The following is a 19394-nucleotide window of genomic DNA, read 5'->3' as shown; positions in this document are numbered from 1 at the left end:
ACTCGAAAACCTCGCATACCGAGGCTTCTGGCATAGTCGACTACCAGCGTACAGGGACGGTGCTCTGGCGTTTGACCGCACCACCGTAGCCTCGCACACACAGCCGTCGACAGGCCCGCCGGAGGCCGTGGGCAGAGACGGAGCGACGCGAATGTCCCCCGCTGCAGTCCCCGGACGCTCCGATGTACTGTTCGGACACAAAAAAAGCGTGCCGGGAAGGTACCGCACATTACACAGTGCAGTACCGACCCAACACACTCTCAACAACAAAGAATGATGCCGGCAGTGACCTACTCTCCCACACCCTCCCAGGTGCAGTACCATCGGCGCAGGCAGGCTTAGCTTCCGGGTTCGGAAAGGGACCGGGCGTGACCCCACCGCTGAAACCACCGACAAACACAACGAAACAACACACGCCACACACCCCCCACAACACCAAGGGGGCCGGGCACACGGTGCCGTTCCAGACACTGCACAGTGGACGCAAAAACCCTCACAACAACACAACACACGCACACAATCAGAAGTGAAGCACTCGGTCAATTAGTACCGGTCACCTCCAGCGCTCACACACTGTCCAGATCCGGCCTATCAACCCCGTCGTCTACAGGGAACCTCACACGAAACCTCATCTCGAAACAGGCTTCCCGCTTAGATGCTTTCAGCGGTTATCCCTCCCATACGTAGCCAACCAGCCATGCCACGGGCGTGACAACTGGCCCACCAGAGGTATGTCCAACCCGGTCCTCTCGTACTAGGGTCAGCCTTTCTCAAGTTTCAACGCGCGCGGCGGATAGAGACCGAACTGTCTCACGACGTTCTAAACCCAGCTCGCGTGCCGCTTTAATGGGCGAACAGCCCAACCCTTGGGACCAACTCCAGCCCCAGGATGCGACGAGCCGACATCGAGGTGCCAAACCATCCCGTCGATATGGACTCTTGGGGAAGATCAGCCTGTTATCCCCGGGGTACCTTTTATCCGTTGAGCGACACCGCTTCCACAAGCCGGTGCCGGATCACTAGTCCCGACTTTCGTCCCTGCTCGACCTGTCAGTCTCACAGTCAAGCTCCCTTGTGCACTTACACTCAACACCTGATTGCCAACCAGGCTGAGGGAACCTTTGGGCGCCTCCGTTACACTTTGGGAGGCAACCGCCCCAGTTAAACTACCCACCAGGCACTGTCCCTAACCCAGATCATGGGCCGAGGTTCAGACATCCAATACGATCAGAGTGGTATTTCAACAACGACTCCACAACCACTGGCGTGGCCACTTCACAGTCTCCCACCTATCCTACACAAACCGAACCGAACACCAATACCAAGCTATAGTGAAGGTCCCGGGGTCTTTTCGTCCTGCCGCGCGTAACGAGCATCTTTACTCGTACTGCAATTTCGCCGGGCCTGTGGTTGAGACAGCAGGGAAGTCGTTACGCCATTCGTGCAGGTCGGAACTTACCCGACAAGGAATTTCGCTACCTTAGGATGGTTATAGTTACCACCGCCGTTTACTGGGGCTTAAATTCTCCGCTTCGGACAAAAGCCCTAACAGGTCCTCTTAACCTTCCAGCACCGGGCAGGCGTCAGTCCGTATACATCGACTTACCGTCTTCGCACGGACCTGTGTTTTTAGTAAACAGTCGCTTCCCTCTATTCTCTGCGACCCACACCAGCTCCAGAACGCTAGGTCCTGCCACCAGCACGGGCCCCCCTTCTCCCGAAGTTACGGGGGCATTTTGCCGAGTTCCTTAACCACAGTTCACCCGATCGCCTTAGTATTCTCTACCTGACCACCTGTGTCGGTTTGGGGTACGGGCCGTACATGCACTCGCTAGAGGCTTTTCTCGACAGCATAGGATCACCGACATCCCCGCAAACGGGTACGCATCACGCCTCACCCACACAAGCCCCGGATTTACCTGGGACTCGGGCCACACGCTTACACCACAATCCACTAAGTGGCTCGGCTACCTTCCTGCGTCACCCCATCACTTGACTACTACCGGCTCAGGTCCCACGCATCCACCACCACACCACGCCAAAGACGTGACCTGACAGCTTCAGGGCAGTTAGTATCACCGATTCACCATGATCGCACACACACGGGTACGGGAATATCAACCCGTTATCCATCGACTACGCCTGTCGGCCTCGCCTTAGGCCCCGACTCACCCTGGGAAGATCAACTTGACCCAGGAACCCTTGGTCATCCGGCGGATGAGTTTCCCACTCATCATTCGCTACTCATGCCTGCATTCTCACTCGCATAGCCTCCAGCACTGGGTCACCCCGCACCTTCACCGGCCACACGACGCTCCCCTACCAACCCCGCACACACGTGCAGAGTTCCGCGGCTTCGGCGGTGTACTTGAGCCCCACTACATTGTCGGCGCAGGACCACTCGACCAGTGAGCTATTACGCACTCTTTCAAGGATGGCTGCTTCTAAGCCAACCTCCTGGCTGTCTTCGCGATCCCACATCCTTTTCCACTTAGTACACCCTTAGGGGCCTTAGCCGGCGATCTGGGCTGTTTCCCTCTCGACCACGAAGCTTATCCCCCGCAGTCTCACTGCCGCGCTCTCACTTACCGGCATTCGGAGTTTGGCTGATGTCGCTAAGATGATAGTCCCGCTAAACCAACCAGTAGCTCTACCTCCGGCAAGAAACACACGACGCTGCACCTAAATGCATTTCGGGGAGAACCAGCTATCACGGAGTTTGATTGGCCTTTCACCCCTACCCACAACTCATCCCCTCAGTTTTCAACCTAAGTGGGTTCGCGCCTCCACGACGTCTTACCGTCGCTTCACACTGGCCATGGGTAGATCACCCCGCTTCGGGTCCAGGACACGCCACTACAACACACTCGTTAGTATTCGCTTTCGCTACGACTACCCCACACGGGTTAACCTCGCGACGTGCCGCTGACTCGCAGGCTCATTCTTCAAAAGGCACGCCATCACCCCGAAAGGCTCTGACGGATTGTAGGCGCACGGTTTCAGGTACTATTTCACTCCCCTCCCGGGGTACTTTTCACCATTCCCTCACGGTACTATCCGCTATCGGTCACAACGGGTATTCAGGCTTACCGGGTGGTCCCGGCAGATTCACAGCAGATTCCACGAGCCCGCTGCTACTCGGGGACACTCGCAACCCGACCACACATGCTTTCACGTACCGGACTCTCACCGTCTACGGCAGGCCATTCCAAACCACTTCCGCTAGCACACGCAACCCGGGCGACCAGCTGTCAGACCAGTCACACAAGACCCCACAACCCCAGCACACGCAACCCCTGACAGGTATCACACGCACACCGGTTTAGCCACCATCCGCTTTCGCTCGCCACTACTCACGGAATCACTATTGTTTTCTTCTCCTACGGGTACTGAGATGTTTCACTTCCCCGCGTAACCTCCACACCGGCTATACATTCACCGGCAGGTGACCGCACACAACCACGGCCGGGTTTCCCCATTCGGACACCCTCGGATCAACGCTTGGTTGACAACTCCCCGAGGCATATCGCAGTCTCCCACGTCCTTCATCGGCCCACTGTACCAAGGCATCCACCGTACGCCCTTCACACACTTCACACACAACTGCGCCGCACAAAACGACACACGCAAAATTGCATCAAAAGAAGATACTCGCGTCCACTATACAGTTCTCAAACAACACCAGGCACCCCACACACCACCCGCAGCACAACACCACGACCAGCACACAAGACACCCGCACCAAGAACACACGACAACGTCGCTGTCCCAGACACCCAACACCATGACAAACCAAACCCGGCCACCACCAACGGCAACCCACAAGCCACACACGACACACACCGGACAATCATCCACCCGGAAAAAACACTCACACGCACCCGACAACCGGACACGCGGAAACAAACCAAAAAACTCCTTAGAAAGGAGGTGATCCAGCCGCACCTTCCGGTACGGCTACCTTGTTACGACTTCGTCCCAATCGCCGATCCCACCTTCGACGGCTCCCTAACGAGTTTGGGCCACCGGCTTCGGGTGTTACCAACTTTCATGACGTGACGGGCGGTGTGTACAAGGCCCGGGAACGTATTCACCGCAGCGTTGCTGATCTGCGATTACTAGCGACTCCGACTTCATGGAGTCGAGTTGCAGACTCCAATCCGAACTGAGACCGGCTTTAAGGGATTAGCTCCACCTCACGGCATCGCAACCCACTGTACCGACCATTGTAGCATGTGTGAAGCCCTGGACATAAGGGGCATGATGATTTGACGTCATCCCCACCTTCCTCCGAGTTAACCCCGGCAGTCTCTCGCGAGTCCCCACCATAACGTGCTGGCAACACAAGACAAGGGTTGCGCTCGTTGCGGGACTTAACCCAACATCTCACGACACGAGCTGACGACAACCATGCACCACCTGTACACCGGCCACAAGGGAAACCACATCTCTGCGGCGATCCGGCGTATGTCAAGCCCAGGTAAGGTTCTTCGCGTTGCATCGAATTAATCCACATGCTCCGCCGCTTGTGCGGGCCCCCGTCAATTCCTTTGAGTTTTAGCCTTGCGGCCGTACTCCCCAGGCGGGGCGCTTAATGCGTTAGCTACGGCACAGAAGTCGTGGAAGACCCCCACACCTAGCGCCCACCGTTTACGGCATGGACTACCAGGGTATCTAATCCTGTTCGCTACCCATGCTTTCGCTCCTCAGCGTCAGTTACTGCCCAGAGACCTGCCTTCGCCATCGGTGTTCCTCCTGATATCTGCGCATTTCACCGCTACACCAGGAATTCCAGTCTCCCCTACAGCACTCAAGTTATGCCCGTATCGCCTGCACGCCCGGAGTTAAGCCCCGGAATTTCACAGACGACGCGACAAACCACCTACGAGCTCTTTACGCCCAGTAATTCCGGACAACGCTCGCACCCTACGTATTACCGCGGCTGCTGGCACGTAGTTAGCCGGTGCTTCTTCTACCACTACCGTCACCCGAAAGCTTCGTCATGGTTGAAAGGAGTTTACAACCCGAAGGCCGTCATCCCCCACGCGGCGTCGCTGCATCAGGCTTGCGCCCATTGTGCAATATTCCCCACTGCTGCCTCCCGTAGGAGTCTGGGCCGTGTCTCAGTCCCAATGTGGCCGTCCACCCTCTCAGGCCGGCTACCCGTCGACGCCTTGGTAGGCCATTACCCCACCAACAAGCTGATAGGCCGCGAGCTCATCCCACACCGAAAAAACTTTCCACCACCGACACTAAACGATGGTCCTATCCGGTATTAGACCCAGTTTCCCAGGCTTATCCCGAAGTGCAGGGCAGATCACCCACGTGTTACTCACCCGTTCGCCACTCGAGTACCCTGCAAGCAGGGCCTTTCCGTTCGACTTGCATGTGTTAAGCACGCCGCCAGCGTTCGTCCTGAGCCAGGATCAAACTCTCCATAAAAGCAACAAACCCTACAAAGAGCCGTCACCGGCACAACAAAAAACTGAACTGCTGACATCCGGCACAAAAACCGGACATCCACGCACAACCCCGGTCGGGGGACCGGGACCGCACGCAGGTCACAAAAACCAACAGACAGAAAACAAAAGATCCATATTTAACAAGCAGTCACCCACTTGCCGGGACCATCCGAACCGTCTGCATCATCTGCGACTTGTAAAAACTTGGTTCATCACACTATTGAGTTCTCAAACAACAACCGCACACCACGAACCACAACCCAGGAAAACAACCCCCAGCCGGCCGCAGCGACCCGACATAATCTACACACCCCACCACACCACCACAAACCCGCAGGTCAGATACCATGGACCGCGCCCTGACAACGCGGCCGGAGACACCCTGGCTCACGCCAGTACGGTGCCGCTGGCCCCCGCAATCACCGCGGCCGATGCCTCCTGCGCTGCCGCATGCCTCTGCTCCAGGCGCCTCAGCTCCCCGTCATCCACCGGGCGTCCCGCCTCCGCCAGCCAGTTGGAGAGGATCCGGTGACCGTGCTCCGTCATGACGGACTCCGGGTGGAACTGCACGGAATGGACCGGCAGGCTCCGGTGCCTCATCGCCATGATCATCCCCGATTCAACCGTCGCGGTGACCTCGAGACAGTCCGGCAAGGTCTCCGGGTCCACGGTCAGCGAGTGGTACCGGGCCACCGTGAACGGTGAAGGTACCCCGGCGAGGACCCCTTCACCGTTGTGGATCACCGGGCTGGTCTTCCCGTGGAACAGTTCATCGGCGCGGACGACCTTTCCCCCGAAGTGCAGTGCGATCGCCTGGTGTCCCAGGCACACTCCGAACAGCGGCGTCCTGTGCTCTTCCGCCCATGCGATGACGTCCAGCATCCTTCCCGCCGCAGCCGGCTCCCCCGGTCCCGGAGAGAGCAGGATCGCGTCGAACCGGTCAAGTGCGGCGTCCAGTCCCGCCACCCCGTTGTCCGGGTCACCGAGCTCTACGGCGTCATTCCGCCAGACCGTGCACTGTTCACCGAGTTCACCGATGTACTGCACCAGGTTGTAGACGAAGCTGTCGTAGTTGTCGATGACGAGGATGTGCATGCGTTCATTCTATCTTCACCGGGGTCGCGGGGCCTTCCGGGCACGGGGACGGGACCTGTGTCCTGGTCGTCGCTCCGGCTGCTACCCTGGGGGCGTCCCAGAAGCAGTACCCGTGAAGACAGCGAGAGTGTCCCATGCCCAAGTCCAGGATCTCCACCACCCCTGAAGGTTCCGGTGCACCGTCAGCCGACCACCGGACCCCGGTAAAGCTCAACGCCACCGGTACTTCGCGTCTCTACATCGTCGTCATGCTCGGGCTCATGGTCCTCGGGCTGCTGTGGATCGTCGTCAACTACATCGCCGGCAGTGAGATCCCGCTGATGCGTGACCTCAACGCCTGGAACTACCTGATCGGCTTCGGACTTCTCATCGTCGGTCTTCTGATGACCATGGGGTGGAAGTAGTACCCCGCTTTCTCCGTGCCGTGTTCCGTGCCTTCTTCCGGGCCAGGAGTACCAGGGCGATGACGCCACCGGCAGCCAGTCCGCCCAGATGACCGGCGAGGGAGACCCCCGGAGAAGTCACCGTGTACGCGAGATTCACCGCAATGAGCACCAACGGGGCCCGCACATCCTGGCCACGCGACACTGCCAGGCCCACCAGCATCGCGAACATCCCGTAGCCGACGGTGGATGCCCCTCCCACTGCCTGATCCGGGCTGAACCACAGCGCGGCCAGACTCCCCCCGACGGCGCACAGCAGGACGGACACCGCCGTCACCGCAGCCCCGTAGGCTTTCTCGAGCTCCCTGCCGACAAGAGCCACGAGCAGCATGTTGAGCAGGAGGTGCGTGATGCTCATGTGGACCAGCGCACTGGTCGCCAGCCTCCACCACTGGTGCTCCCCGGTGATCTCGGGAGCGACAACCATGAGCGCCCAGGCGGCACCACTGCCTGCACCGGGGACTCCGACCGGATCGCCGAGGCTGCGTGACTGCAGGACCTCAACGCAGAAAACCGCCGCACAGGCGAGCACGAACGTGGCGCACACCGGGGCGTCCCGGAGGTATCTGCGCAGGTGGTCCATGTCGTCGTGGGGCGGTGGTCGTGAGGTCGACGGGCGCGGTAGGCCCCGGCGGCAGATGTCCCTGACCGCCGGTGGAGCCCTGTTCCGTCGCTCCGCCGGACCTGTCTACTCGGTGATCTCGACGGACTCGATGACGACGTCATCGACCGGGCGGTCCGTACGGTCCGTCGCAACCCGTCCCAGGGAGGCGACGACCTTCTGGGAATCCTTGTCCGTGACCTCACCGAAGATGGTGTGGTGGTTGTTGAGGTGCGGGGTGGGGGTCACCGTGATGAAGAACTGGGAACCGTTGGTTCCGGGGCCGGCGTTCGCCATGGCGAGCAGGAACGGCCTGTCGAACTGGAGCTCGGGGTGGAACTCGTCCTCGAAGCGGTATCCGGGGCCACCTCGGCCGGTGCCTGTGGGGTCGCCGCCCTGGATCATGAAACCGTCGATGATCCGGTGGAACACGGCACCGTCGTAGAACGGACCTTCGGTGGTCCCGGAGGCGTTGGGCTGGTTGTAGGGGGCCTTTTCCTTGTCACCGGTGGCCAGGCCGATGAAGTTCTCCACGGTCTTCGGTGCGTGGTTGCCGAAAAGGTCGATGCTGATGTCGCCGAGGTTCGTGTGCAGAACCGCGGTCGCAGTCTTCTGGGCGCTCATGGGTCCAAGGGTACAGAAACGCGCGCGGTGCGTGTCATCCGGGCGACAGGTGCACCACTGTGACCGTATCCCGCCACCCTGGACCGCTGAAGTGTTTATGATCGGAGGTTAAACGCCCAATACAGACTGCACGCCAGATGCGAAGGAGTACCGGGCCATGGCCCTCAACACCGCACGAATCGCCCTGCTCGCCGCCCAGCGCGGCCGGGCATGGAACAAGGCCAGGAAACAACGCGATGAATCTGCACGGCACCAGGAGCTCGAAGTTCTGCGCCGTCAGCTGACATCCCCGGAGGAGCGCGAGAAGTTCTTCGCCGACGCCCCCGGTCACACGCGTGCCGTCGTCCGTCAGATTCTCTCCGAGGAGGAGGCTGCGGCCACCGACGAGAAGATCGCGGAGGACGCCAAGGTGGCGAAACTCACCGCCCGTGCCGAAAAGGCCCGGAAGAAGGCGGAGAAACTGGCCGCAAAGGCGGAGAAAAAGTCGAACAAGGCCGGGAAGGCCCAGGCGAAAGCCGAGAAGAAGGAGAAGAAAGTGGCCAAGAAAGCTGCAAAGATCGCTGTAGGGTCCGCACTGGCGCTCAAGGCCGACGAGGCCCGTAAGGCTGGTAAGGACGAAGCCGGAAAGCTCTCCCGCCGGGCCAAGAAGCAGGCGTCCTCGGCTGCGGATACTCTGCGGTCCACCGCCTCGGATCTCCGCGAGGCCGGATCGAACATCATCGACACCGTGGTCGAGGAGGCTCCCAAGGTCGCCGCAACCGCCGAGAAGCAGACGAGACGGGCCCGGAAGGCTGCGGAGAAGACCGCACGGAACCTCGCCAAGCAGTCGAAGAAGAATGCCGCGACAGCCGAGAAGCAGCTGAAGAAGTCCACCTCGGAGATCGAGAAGTCCGCGAAGAAGAAGGCGGACAAGGTCAAAGCGAAGACCCTGAAGAAGGCGGACAAGTCCGGTGGCAGGAAGCGCGGACTGCTCCGGTCTGTGGTGGTCGTCGCAGCGGTCGCGGCGGCCGTGGCAGTTGTCGCGGCGAAGTTCCGCAGGCAGGAGTCCCCTGCGCCCACGTCCACTCCCCGCAACAACCCCGCCCCCACCCCTGCAGCAGGGACGTCCGGCACCAGTGAGCAGGATGCCGCCAAGGACGTCACCGAGGGTGTCAAGGACGCCGCCAAGGACGCCGGAGACACCGTCAAGGACGCCGCGGCTGAGGTGAAGGACACCGTCAAGGACGCCGCCAAGGACGCCGGAGACACCGTCAAGGATGCAGCCGAGGACGTCAGGGACGCCGCGGCGGATGCGAAGGAGACGGCAGAGGACACCGTGAAGGACACGGCGCAGAAGCAGGACGCCTCTGCCCCGAAGGCACCTGCGGCACCTGCTGCTCCCAAGGCCCCCACCGCCCCCAAGGCCCCGGGAGCTCCTGAGGCGTCAGACAGCGACAGCGCAGACGGCGACGACGACAGCGGTAAGCACCGGCTCTGACAGCCGGAAACGGACGACACCGGAGGCAGCTGTCAGACCAGCTGCCGGTCCGGAGGTCCTCCGGTCAGGGGGCCGGGTGTGAGGCCGCGGTCGGGGCGTGCACGGCACCCGCGGCGTCCTGACTGTCCCCGTCCTGCCCCACCTTTCCGCCCGTCTCCCCCGCCGTCACCCGCTGGTGGTGCTGGGACCAGGTCACTCCTGCCGACGCACAGATCACGAGCACTATGGTGACCACCCTGTACCCGGTGAGCTCCTGCCCCAGAAGCAGCATTCCCGCCGCCGCGGCGAACGCCGGCTCCAGACTGACGAGGATGCTGAACACCGCACCGGAGATGCGCCGCAGCGCGACGAGTTCCAGGGTGTAGGGCAGGACCGAGGCAAGCAGTGACGTGACAGCCGCGAACCAGAGAAGTCCCGGCTGCTGCACCAGCCCGCCGTCGCCTCCGGAGACGCCGACGAAGGCCCCTGCGGCACCCACCGGGGCGAGCATGACCGCGCCGAGGAACATGGCCACCGCCAGTCCCCCGGTGCCGGGGATGGACTGGCCGACCCGTGCCGAGTAGATGATGTAGCCGACCCAGAACACTCCCGCGACCAGGGCGTAGACCACCCCCACCGGGTCGAGGTCGGCGCCCCCGGCGAAGGACTCGGCACCGAGCACGGCCATACCGACGGCCGCGAGTCCGACCCACACCAGATCCCCACGGTTCCGTGATGTCACCGCGGAGTAGACCAACGGGCCGGTGAACTCCAGTGCAACCGCCGCGGACAGGGGGATCAGGCCGATGGCCGCATAGTAGAAGCCGTTCATGAGCGCCATGGTGGCCGCGAAGAGGACGACCGACCTCCACTGGCCCGCCTTCCAGGCCCGCACGGCCGGCCGCGAGACGACGAGCAGGACCAGTCCGCCGATACCGAGGCGGAGCAGGGTGACCCCCCAGGTCCCGAGGTCGTCGAAGAGGTGCACCGCTGTGGCCGCCCCGAACTGGAGTGAGGCACAGGATCCCAGGATGCACAGCACGGGGAAGGCGGTGGATGAGGAAGATGTCACGGAGACAGTGGAGCGGTTCGACACCCAGGTATTGTGCACCGCCGACGAACGGGTGGTCCAGCTCAGGTATTCGGCCGATAATGGTGAATTATGTTGAACGTTCACCGTCTGACGATCCTCCGTGAGCTTGCCCGGCGCGGCACCCTCGCCGAAGTGGCACGGGTGCTCAACTACTCCCCCTCCGCGGTGTCCCACCAGCTGGCCCGGCTGGAGAAAGAGGCGGGCGTCCCCCTGCTTGAACCGGTGGGCCGCGGGGTGAAACTGACTGACGCCGCCCGTCTGCTCGTGGCACGTACCGACGAGGTGCTCACGGTGCTGGACCGGGCGGAGGCGGAACTGGCGGCGTCCTCCCCCCGGGTGTCGGGGACCCTGCGGGTCACGGCGTTCCACTCGGCGTTGGCGTCGATCCTGCCCACGGCACTCACCCTGGTCAGGGCCAGACACCCTGAACTGCAGGTGGAGGTGTTCCACCGCGAGATCGGCCCCGCATTCGACGGACTGGCCGCACACCTCTACGACCTGGTCATCGGTGACCAGTGGCCGGACGAACCCGACCCGGTACGCCCCGGGATGGAACGTCAGGAACTGTTCACCGACCCGCTGCTCCTGGTCACCCCGTCAGACTGGCCCGGTCCCGAACCGCTCTCCACCCTGGCGGAGGCACCCTGGGCGATCGACCCGGAGTACCTTCCCGGGGGTCGGTGGGTGCGGCGGATGCTGGGGGACGCCGGTATCGTGCCGAAGGTCCTCTGTGACACCGACGATCCGCTTCTCCAGGCCCACCTGGTGCGCACCGGACACGCGGTGGCGGTCATCCCCTCACTCCTGGTCGGGACATTCCTCGACCAGACCCGTGCCCAGGCGCTGCCGGGATCCCCGGCGCGACTGCTCTACACTGCGGTGCGCGAGGGACAGACAGGGCACCCGGCGGTGCGGGCGTTCAGGGCGGCGCTGGCGTCAGCGGCACGGAGGGAATCCCCGGAGATCTGAGCAGGATCTGATCAGGATCTGTACACCGTACAGGGCCGGCCTCCCGCAGCGGCCCGTGGACGCCCCGCGCCGGAGAAGTTCAGGCGTACCCGAGGAAGTCCCGTGGGCCGACACCGTGCGCCCGGCGGAAGACATGGCTGAAAGACGCGCTCCCCGAGTACCCCAGATGGTGCGCCACCGCAGCGACCGGTACCCCGGACAACAGGAGTCGCCGTGCCGCGACCATGCGGAGATGCCCGGCCCACCGCCTCACCCGGGGGATGCCGAAGACGTCGAGTGCCTCGCGCAGTTCCGCCACGGAGCATCCGGCGATCTCCGCCCATTCCTGTGCGGTGAGATTGCGGGTCGGGTCACGGCGGAAGTCGTCGAGAAGTCGCTCCAGCACCCGCGACTCCCGGAGTCCGGAATCATCGCCCCCCGCTGCGCTTCCCTGCCTGCCCTGCTCCCCGCCCTGCTCGGAGGGACCGGGTTCCTCCGAGAGAAAGGCGTAGAACCAGCCGTCGACCGTGTCGGTCCTCTCCGCCGCGAGAGGATCGTACTCCCTGCCGATGACGCCCAGCAGCCGGTCCCTGTCCGGCCTGCCCGGGACGGGCACCGGTCGGCGGATCCCGTGGACTCTCCCGGCACGTGCCCCGACAGGCAGCACCATCCCACCGGGATCGGTGGTGAGGTGGTTCGGGACACCCGCAGGCAACCAGACCAGTCGCCCCTCCTCCACGTCCACGGTGGTCTCACCGACAGTGGCCCGGCAGTTTCCGCGGAACGCCCACACGAGCACGTGCAGTCTGTTCGTGCGTGGCCAGGTCGATCTCACGGTCGCACGGGTCTCCCCCGGTGGCCGTGGACCGTCTTCCGGTGGATCCGCACGACAGGAGCGGGCAGGGGTTGTCCCGGCCACTGTGCGGAAGAGCCTGCACAGGGAGGACGCCGAGGACAGCCCCACCTGGTGGGCGGCGGACTCCAGGGTGCTCCCCGGTTCCCGGAGGTACTCTGCGGCGACAGAGATCCGCAGCCTGGATCGCCAGGCGCCGACGGTCAGTGACGTGTCCTCCCGGAATCGACGGTTGAGCGTCGACGGTGACAGGAAGACCGCGGAGGCGAGTTCCGCGACTCCGGCAGGCGCAGCGGGATCCTCCACCATGATCCGGGCGGCCGCCCGGGCGGCGGGGTCCAGCGGCAGTGGCGGCCCCGGTGCAGAACGGGCACGGCCGCCGGCCGGGGTGTTCTCCCGGCGCGAAGGTAGCTGAGGCTTTCGGCGAACTGTCCGATCAGGGCGCCCTCCCAGTCCGCGGGAACCGTCCCGGTGGAGACCGGGGCCTCCCTGTCGAAGGGCAGGGGGTCCTCCGTCCGCGAACGGTAGCCGAGGGCGACAGTGCCCTGCTGTCTACGGACACTGACCCGGACGCCCTTGTCCAGGACGGTCGCCCGGCCGGCCCCGAGCTGGATGGTGCGGAGCTGACCCGAACTGGGCTGACCCGAACTGGGCTGGTCCGGCCGTCCGGGACCGTCGCTCACCCGGCAGCTGATGTGGAGGGTACCGCTGAGGACCCACCACACCTGGCAGTGGCGAAGTTCAACTTCCTGACGAATACCGTCAACATCTGTCACGGTCAACACCGTACACTCAGCGCGGTGAAGTGAGCTGAGGCTCAGCTGTCTGAGGTTCCCCTGGAGGATGCAATGAAACTATCCGGCGGCATCGCCCGCACCATGTCCGCAGTCACCGCACTGGCCTGCGCAGTGACCCTCGCGGCCTGCTCCGGCGACACGGACAACCCCGACAGCTCCGGCAGTTCCGGGGACAACGGTGGCGGGGACAACGGCACCGTCGCAGTCGCCCACGCCTACGGCACCACCGACGTCCCCACCAACCCGGACCGGGTGCTGAGCTTCAGCCAGAACTGGACGGACGCCTTCGCCGAACTCGGCTCCCCCGTCGACGTCCAGGTGGTCAACAGCACCGCGAAAGAAGGGGCCCCCTGGTCCCCGGACGCCGCGGGCGAGACAGTTGACGTCACCGCCACCTCCGCCGACCTGATCACCACAATGGGCATGGAGGCCATCGCGCAGAAAGACCCCGACGTGATCTTCGCCGGCTACGTGCCCGACCGGGAAACCTATGACGCACTCAACGCCGTAGCGCCCACCGTAGCCACCGTCGGGGACGGGAAGATCGACGACTGGCGGAAAGTCACCACCACAGCCGGAGACATCCTCGGTGAGAAAGACAAGGCGTCCGAACTGGTCTCCTCCGTCGACGCCGACATGGACGCCACAAAGAACAGCTACCCCGCACTGCAGGGTTCGACCTTCGCCTACGCCGCCTACCGGGCCCAGGCCTTCTCGGTCATCACCTCCCCACAGGACGCCGCCAACGTCTTCTTCACCGACCTCGGAATGGTCTCCACCGCCGACCAGCTGTCCGGCACAGAGACAGCCCGGGGAGTGTCCGTGTCCGCGGAGAACCTCGACACCCTCGACGTTGACCTGCTGGCACTGTGGCTCACCGGCGACAAGCCCGAGACTCTCGCCGGCTGGGCCGATCTCAGGGCCGTGAAGCGCGGATCCGTCGCAGAACTCGACACCGCCGCGGCCACTGCACTGGCCGGACCGACGGTCCGCAGCATCCCCTGGATCCTCGACCAGCTCGACCCGTACTTCGCCGCACTGCAGAACGGAGCCGGAAATGAATGACACCCCCGACGCCACGACAGTGAACGCACTGCTCAACAGTGACCGGCACCGGGCCGGGCTCAACGACCTCACCTTCGAGGTCACCTCCGTGACCCGGCGGTACCCGTGGCTCGCACGGGTCAGCGGCAGGATCCCGGGCATGGCGGACACCGACCCGGCCGACTGGTCCCACCCCAATCTCGCGGTACGCCTCGCCGTCCCCGACGCCGACGACGCCCTCGGCCCCCTCATCGGACAGGCCGGGATATGCCGCCGGGTTTACACCCTGGCCAACGTGGACACGGCGTCCTCCACGGCCGACATCGACATCGTGGTCCACGGCTCGACCTCCCCGATGATGCGGTGGCTGACCGGACTGACCCCCGGGGACACGGTGGACTTCTCCGGCCCCCGGCCACACCCCGCCCCCACAGGACAGGACGCCGTGGACCCGGCCGGCCGGATCCACCTCCTCGCCGACGGCTCCGCCTACCCCGCAGCCTCAGCCATCGCACGGTCCGTACCCGGGATCGCCACAGTGGTTCTCGCACTGCCGGACCGGGACCCGCAGACCGCGACCTACTCCGCGGACTTCCCGGGGGCACAGATCATCTTCGCCGGAGAATCCGACACCCCCCTGGCAGATGCCCTGGCGGACCTCGACACCCCCGCCACGGACACCGTGTGGGCTGCCGGTGAGCGCGAGGACATCCGTGCCGTCCGCGCCCTCAGTCTGAAAGAGCGGAAACTTCCCAGGTCACAGGTGCAGGTCTTCGGGTACTGGCGTCGCGGGAAAACCGGGACGGACACCGACCTCGCACGGCTGCAGGGTGTCGCCCGGATGCAGGCCGAAGGCCGGGAACTCACCGCCGACGACGACTTCGAGATCGAGATCTGACCGGATCCGTCCGGCTCACCGGAAGTACTGCCGGACGTCATCGGTGAACCTGGTGTCGACCTTGTCACCGAAGTCGAATCCCTCGGGCAGTACGCCGGCGGTCACGAACGCGTCAATGAGACTGTTCTGTGACTCATTCACCTTGTCGTCGAGAGGAATCGCCAACCTGGTGCTCCGCGTGTTGAGCTTCGCGGCCTCCAGTTCCGTTCCGGTCTCCTCGGCGTAGATGGCCGCCCACTCGTCCGGATGCTCGTCCGCCCAGATATAGGCTCTGGCCACGCGCTGAACAAGATCCCGGAGCGCGGCGGTACGCGCCTCGTCTCCGAGAGCACTGTCGCTGGTGATGCCGAATCCGTACCCGTTGGCCACTCCGGTGGCGCGGACCAGTGCCTTCGCCCCGGAGAGCTCCGCGATGGCGGTGTAGGGGTCCCACACCGCCCAGGCATCCACCTGTCCGGCCTCGAAAGCCGACTTGGAGTCCGCAGGCTGCAGATAGTTGATCTCCACGTCGTCGACAGACAGGCCCGCCTTTTCGAGCTGGAGGACCAGGTGACCGTGTGCACTGGATCCGCGGGCGACGGCAATCTTGCGCCCCTTCAACTGCTCCACGGTAGAGATGCCGGAATCATCTCTCACCAGGACTGCATCCCCTACCGCGTCGTTTCCGTAGGCCTGAACCACCTTGGTGGAGGTGTCACCGCCGAGTACGGGCGGAGTATTCCCCGTCACGGCGAAATCGATCTGTCCGGCGTTGAGTGCCTCAATCTGCGGAGGTCCCGAGGTGAATGACGACCATTCGATCGTGTACGGGACATCGTCGAGCTCTCCGGCCGCCTGCAGTACCTTCTCTGTTCCTGCCACCTGGTCACCGACCTTCAACGTGGTGCCGGACAGGTCACCGGTGAAAGGTTCGGAGCCGGAGGAGCACGCCGTAGTCCCGGCGGCGCCGAGGACAACGGCTGCAAGCAAGGAAAGCAGTTTCTTCATTGTGTGACTTTCTGTTGTTGTTGGTGACGGTCAGGCCGGTGTCGTGACATGCAGCAGGTCAAGCAGGCGGGCGGTCAGGGCTGAGAACGCGGGTGCATCCCTCCGCCGGGGGCGGGGAAGACCGACGGTGACCCTGTCGGTGATCCGCCCACCGTCCAGGAGGATCACCCTGTCCGCCAGCGAGACAGCCTCGGTGACGTCGTGGGTGACCAGGAGGACGCCGAGGTCCCGCTCGGTCGCGGTGTCGAGAAGGAGCTGCTGGGCGGTCAGCCGGGTCAGCGCATCCAGGGCTCCGAACGGTTCGTCGAGCAGCAGCAGGTCCGGGTTGCTGATGAGAGCCCGGGCAAGTGAGACCCGTTGCGCCTGACCTCCGCTGAGCGTCAGCGGCCAGGCGTCGTCGAGTCCGTGGAGGTGTACTTCCCCGATCAGCGATGACGCCCTCGTCCTCGCCTCATCGTGTGACACACCGTCCCTGGTGAGCCCCAGTGCGACGTTGTCCACGACACTGAGCCACGGGAAGAGACGGGGTTCCTGGAAAGCTACTGCAGGGTGTCCGGACACCTTCACCTCTCCGGAGTGGGAGTCAGACAGCCCGGCGAGAATCTTGAGGATCGTCGACTTCCCGGATCCGGAGCGGCCGATGAGGGCCACGATCTCCCCCCGACGGATGTCCAGGTCGATCCCGCCGAGAACTTCCCGTTCTCCGTAGGACTTCCGGAGGTTCCGGACGACTGCCACTGACCCATCGGATGTTCTTTCATCTCGGACGGCAGTTGGTGGGTGTTCGCGTGTGAGGGTGTCGGATGCACTGTACTCGGACATGGTGGGGTCACTCTTTTCTGTTTCGGTGGAGGTTCGGGTCGCCGCGTTCTTTCGTGGCTCAGTCAGGGCGGTGCCGCAGCGGTGCCGGAACACCGGAATTCATCTGCCGGCGACCACCCGGTACCGGAACACGTGGCGCTCCCAGCGCCGTATGAGCGCGTCGGTGACCAGTCCAAGGACCGCATAGACCAGCAGGCCGAATATCACAATGTCGGTCCGGTAGAAGTCTCGGGCGTTGTTGATCATGAATCCCAGGCCTTCCCTGGCATTGACCTGCTCTGCCACGATCAACGTCAGCCAGGCGGATGCTGAAGCCTGGCGGAGACCGACGAAAAGTGCCGGCGCAGCTCCGGGCAGGATCACGGTGCGCACTCGCATCAGGAAGCTGAAGCCGAGGACTTTCGAGGCCTCCAGCAGCTTGGGGTCAGCCTGCCGGAACCCGGAAGCGGTGTTCAGGTACAGGGGGAAGAGGACGCCGATTCCGATGAGCAGCACTTTCGGGAGTTCACCGATACCGAACCAGATGATGAAGAGCGGAACGAGCCCGAGGTGCGGCAGTGCACGGAGTGCCTGCAGCAACGGGTCGAGGACGGTGTCGAAGATGCGGGAGAATCCCACCACCAGTCCGAGCGTCACGCCCGCGACCGCGCCTATGCAGAATCCCACGGCCACCCGTTGCGCGGACACCGCCAATGCCTGGACGAGGGACCCGTCCGAGATAACCTCCCACCCCGCTGCAAGGATCTTCAGGGGGGACGGAAGTATCCGCTCGGGGATCAATCCCAGTGTGCTTCCCAGCTGCAGCAGTACAACCACTGCGAGAGGTGACACCATACGCCACGGAATCCCGAATCCCGTCCTTTTTCTGCCGTCCGGGTTCCGGGGCCCCGGGGCCGGTGTTTCCGGATCAGTGGTTTCCAGAGCGGTCACTGCGACTGTCATCGCGGTATTCCTTTCCTGCGTTCCATGTCAGTTCTTCCGTTGACTGCCGCCGCTAGGGGACCGGAACCGGGGACGGAGCCGGATGATTCTTCACCGGCACCCCTCGCGCCAGAAGCTCCGGTACGATACCTTCACCGAAGTAGTAGGCCTCTTCGAGGTCCGGGTATCCGGAAAGGACGAACTCGGTCACCCCGATCGACGAGTACTCGATGATCCGGTCGGCGACCTCGGCATGCGATCCGACCAGCGCGGTCCCTGCTCCTCCGCGGACCAGCCCCACCCCTGCCCAGATATTCGGGTATATCTCCAGGTCACGGGCTGTTGTTGTCTCGGTGAACGCATTTCCGCGGTCATGGAGCCGGGACATGCGGCGCTGACCTTCGGAACCGGAGGTACGGAATCCCTTCTGGGCGACGCGCACATCCTCCGGAGTAATACCGCCCAACAGTTTCTCTGCCACGGCCCAGGCCTCCTCCGTGGTGTCCCGGGAAATAACGTGGAATCTGATGCCCTGGGCCACAGCTCTCCCCTGTTGCGCCGCAAGACCGTCTATCCAGTCGACTTTCTGCTGAACCAGCTCCGGGGGTTCGCCCCATGTGAGGTAGGCGTCCACGTACTTTGCCGCCACTTCCCCGGCAAGCGGCGACGATCCCCCGAAGAGGATCCGAGGGGCCACCGCCGGGGGCGCACTGAGGAATGCGTCACGTACCCGGAGGTGCGCTCCTTCGTAGGTGACCTTCTCTCCACGCCACAGGCGGGTGACGATCTCCAGGAAATCTGCAGTTCTGCGGTAACGCTGTTCCTTGTCGAGGAAATCACCGTACGACTGCTGCTCGACCTCCTCCCCGCCGGTGACGATGTTCACGGCGAGACGGTTGCCGGAGAATGTCTGGAAGTCTGCCGCAGCCTGTGCCAGAAGCGTCGGTGAGATGAGTCCGGGCCGCACGGCGACAAGAAACTTGATCGTCTCGGTCGCCTCAATCAGTGCCGCATCAGTGATCCACGGATCCTTGCACCACGTACCGGTGGGGGTGAGCACAGATTCGAACCCGTTGGTCTCGGCCGCCTGGACGAGCTGGCGGAGGTAACGCAGGTCAAGAAGCCTGTCACCGCCTTTTCCGGCTGCACCGTGCCCTCCACCGACGATGCTCCGGGAATCACCCGAGGTCGGCAGGAACCAGTGGAAGGTCAGAGCAGGAGATGAGAGTGCCGTGTCAGTAGTCATAGCGGGTATTAAACAGACAGCTCTGTCTGCCTGTCGACGGTTCTTTTCTGCCCGAGCCTTTCCCCGCGCTCCCCGCCGGGGTGTGAGGAAACCGTCAGGATCCG

The 19394-nt window shown here is 63.5% G+C and carries 15 protein-coding genes and 3 rRNA genes; 5 read left to right on the top strand and 13 right to left on the bottom strand.

The genetic code is table 11. The features are described from left to right. Positions 1–277 precede the first annotated feature (277 nt). From rrf to BN3906_RS09115, 4 genes are all read right to left on the bottom strand, one after another. Positions 278–394 (bottom strand): 5S ribosomal RNA (gene rrf / locus BN3906_RS09130). 129 nt (positions 395–523) lie between these two features. Further along, positions 524–3598 (bottom strand): 23S ribosomal RNA (locus tag BN3906_RS09125). 325 nt (positions 3599–3923) lie between these two features. After that, positions 3924–5442, bottom strand: a 16S ribosomal RNA gene (locus BN3906_RS09120). Together the 16S, 23S and 5S rRNA genes form the textbook arrangement of a ribosomal RNA operon. Positions 5443–5849: 407 nt before the next feature. After that, a complete protein-coding gene (locus BN3906_RS09115) occupies positions 5850–6557 on the bottom strand; it encodes an aminodeoxychorismate/anthranilate synthase component II (RefSeq protein ID WP_066587433.1) in 708 nt (235 codons plus the stop codon). Positions 6558–6691: 134 nt separating this feature from the next. Between BN3906_RS09115 and crgA the strand changes: the two genes are divergently transcribed. After that, on the top strand, positions 6692–6961 hold the full coding sequence (crgA, locus tag BN3906_RS09110; RefSeq protein ID WP_066587431.1) for a cell division protein CrgA: 270 nt from the start codon (positions 6692–6694) through the stop codon (positions 6959–6961). On the opposite strand, the gene BN3906_RS09105 is transcribed toward crgA, so the two are convergent. Both BN3906_RS09105 and BN3906_RS09100 read right to left on the bottom strand, forming a co-directional pair. Continuing rightward, a complete protein-coding gene (locus BN3906_RS09105; RefSeq protein WP_066587426.1) occupies positions 6924–7583 on the bottom strand; it encodes a rhomboid family intramembrane serine protease in 660 nt (219 codons plus the stop codon). The genes crgA and BN3906_RS09105 overlap by 38 nt on opposite strands. 105 nt (positions 7584–7688) lie before the next feature. After that, positions 7689–8225 carry a peptidylprolyl isomerase gene (locus BN3906_RS09100; protein WP_066587424.1) on the bottom strand — a complete coding sequence of 179 codons (537 nt, stop codon included), beginning with the start codon at positions 8223–8225 and terminating at the stop codon, positions 7689–7691. A 157-nt stretch (positions 8226–8382) separates the two neighbouring features. Here BN3906_RS09100 and BN3906_RS09095 point away from each other — a divergent pair, with 157 nt between their 5' ends. Next, the gene (locus tag BN3906_RS09095) at positions 8383–9702 is read left to right on the top strand and encodes a hypothetical protein (protein ID WP_066587421.1); all 1320 of its coding nucleotides are present in this window, start codon (positions 8383–8385) and stop codon (positions 9700–9702) included. A 64-nt stretch (positions 9703–9766) separates the two neighbouring features. Here BN3906_RS09095 and BN3906_RS09090 read toward each other — a convergent pair whose 3' ends face one another. Then, positions 9767–10753 carry an EamA family transporter gene (locus BN3906_RS09090; RefSeq protein WP_261796941.1) on the bottom strand — a complete coding sequence of 329 codons (987 nt, stop codon included), beginning with the start codon at positions 10751–10753 and terminating at the stop codon, positions 9767–9769. 90 nt (positions 10754–10843) lie between these two features. On the opposite strand from BN3906_RS09090, the gene BN3906_RS09085 reads away from it, so the two are divergent. Beyond that, positions 10844–11743, top strand: a complete 900-nt coding sequence (locus tag BN3906_RS09085) for a LysR family transcriptional regulator (RefSeq protein ID WP_066587420.1) — start codon at positions 10844–10846, stop codon at positions 11741–11743. Positions 11744–11822: 79 nt separating this feature from the next. Here BN3906_RS09085 and BN3906_RS09080 read toward each other — a convergent pair whose 3' ends face one another. Together BN3906_RS09080 and BN3906_RS14520 are read right to left on the bottom strand one after the other, a co-directional pair. Next, positions 11823–12884: a helix-turn-helix domain-containing protein gene (locus BN3906_RS09080; RefSeq protein ID WP_066587418.1), complete on the bottom strand. Its 1062-nt coding sequence runs from the start codon at positions 12882–12884 to the stop codon at positions 11823–11825. Continuing rightward, a complete protein-coding gene (locus tag BN3906_RS14520) occupies positions 12779–13351 on the bottom strand; it encodes a hypothetical protein (RefSeq protein ID WP_147592899.1) in 573 nt (190 codons plus the stop codon). Before BN3906_RS14520 ends, BN3906_RS09080 begins: the two co-directional genes overlap by 106 nt. A gap of 72 nt (positions 13352–13423) precedes the next feature. Here BN3906_RS14520 and BN3906_RS09070 point away from each other — a divergent pair, with 72 nt between their 5' ends. Further along, positions 13424–14437 carry an ABC transporter substrate-binding protein gene (locus tag BN3906_RS09070; protein WP_066587409.1) on the top strand — a complete coding sequence of 338 codons (1014 nt, stop codon included), beginning with the start codon at positions 13424–13426 and terminating at the stop codon, positions 14435–14437. Beyond that, a complete protein-coding gene (locus tag BN3906_RS09065) occupies positions 14430–15314 on the top strand; it encodes a siderophore-interacting protein (protein WP_066587407.1) in 885 nt (294 codons plus the stop codon). Before BN3906_RS09070 ends, BN3906_RS09065 begins: the two co-directional genes overlap by 8 nt. A 15-nt stretch (positions 15315–15329) precedes the next feature. On the opposite strand, the gene BN3906_RS09060 is transcribed toward BN3906_RS09065, so the two are convergent. The 4 genes from BN3906_RS09060 to BN3906_RS09045 all read right to left on the bottom strand — a co-directional run bounded on the left by BN3906_RS09060 (position 15330) and on the right by BN3906_RS09045 (position 19290). Beyond that, complete coding sequence (locus BN3906_RS09060; RefSeq protein ID WP_066587405.1) at positions 15330–16301, bottom strand: ABC transporter substrate-binding protein; 972 nt, start codon at positions 16299–16301, stop codon at positions 15330–15332. Between the two features lie 30 nt (positions 16302–16331). Continuing rightward, a complete protein-coding gene (locus BN3906_RS09055; RefSeq protein ID WP_078057478.1) occupies positions 16332–17123 on the bottom strand; it encodes an ABC transporter ATP-binding protein in 792 nt (263 codons plus the stop codon). Between the two features lie 99 nt (positions 17124–17222). Next, positions 17223–18065 carry an ABC transporter permease gene (locus tag BN3906_RS09050; protein WP_078057324.1) on the bottom strand — a complete coding sequence of 281 codons (843 nt, stop codon included), beginning with the start codon at positions 18063–18065 and terminating at the stop codon, positions 17223–17225. 52 nt (positions 18066–18117) lie between these two features. Beyond that, positions 18118–19290 carry an LLM class flavin-dependent oxidoreductase gene (locus BN3906_RS09045; RefSeq protein ID WP_066587401.1) on the bottom strand — a complete coding sequence of 391 codons (1173 nt, stop codon included), beginning with the start codon at positions 19288–19290 and terminating at the stop codon, positions 18118–18120. Positions 19291–19394: the final 104 nt, after the last annotated feature.

Source organism: Corynebacterium provencense (genome assembly GCA_900049755.1).
GTDB classification, from domain to species: Bacteria; Actinomycetota; Actinomycetes; order Mycobacteriales; family Mycobacteriaceae; genus Corynebacterium; species Corynebacterium neomassiliense.
Note: the sequence above shows the minus strand (reverse complement) of the source record. Positions and strands in the feature narration are given on the sequence as shown.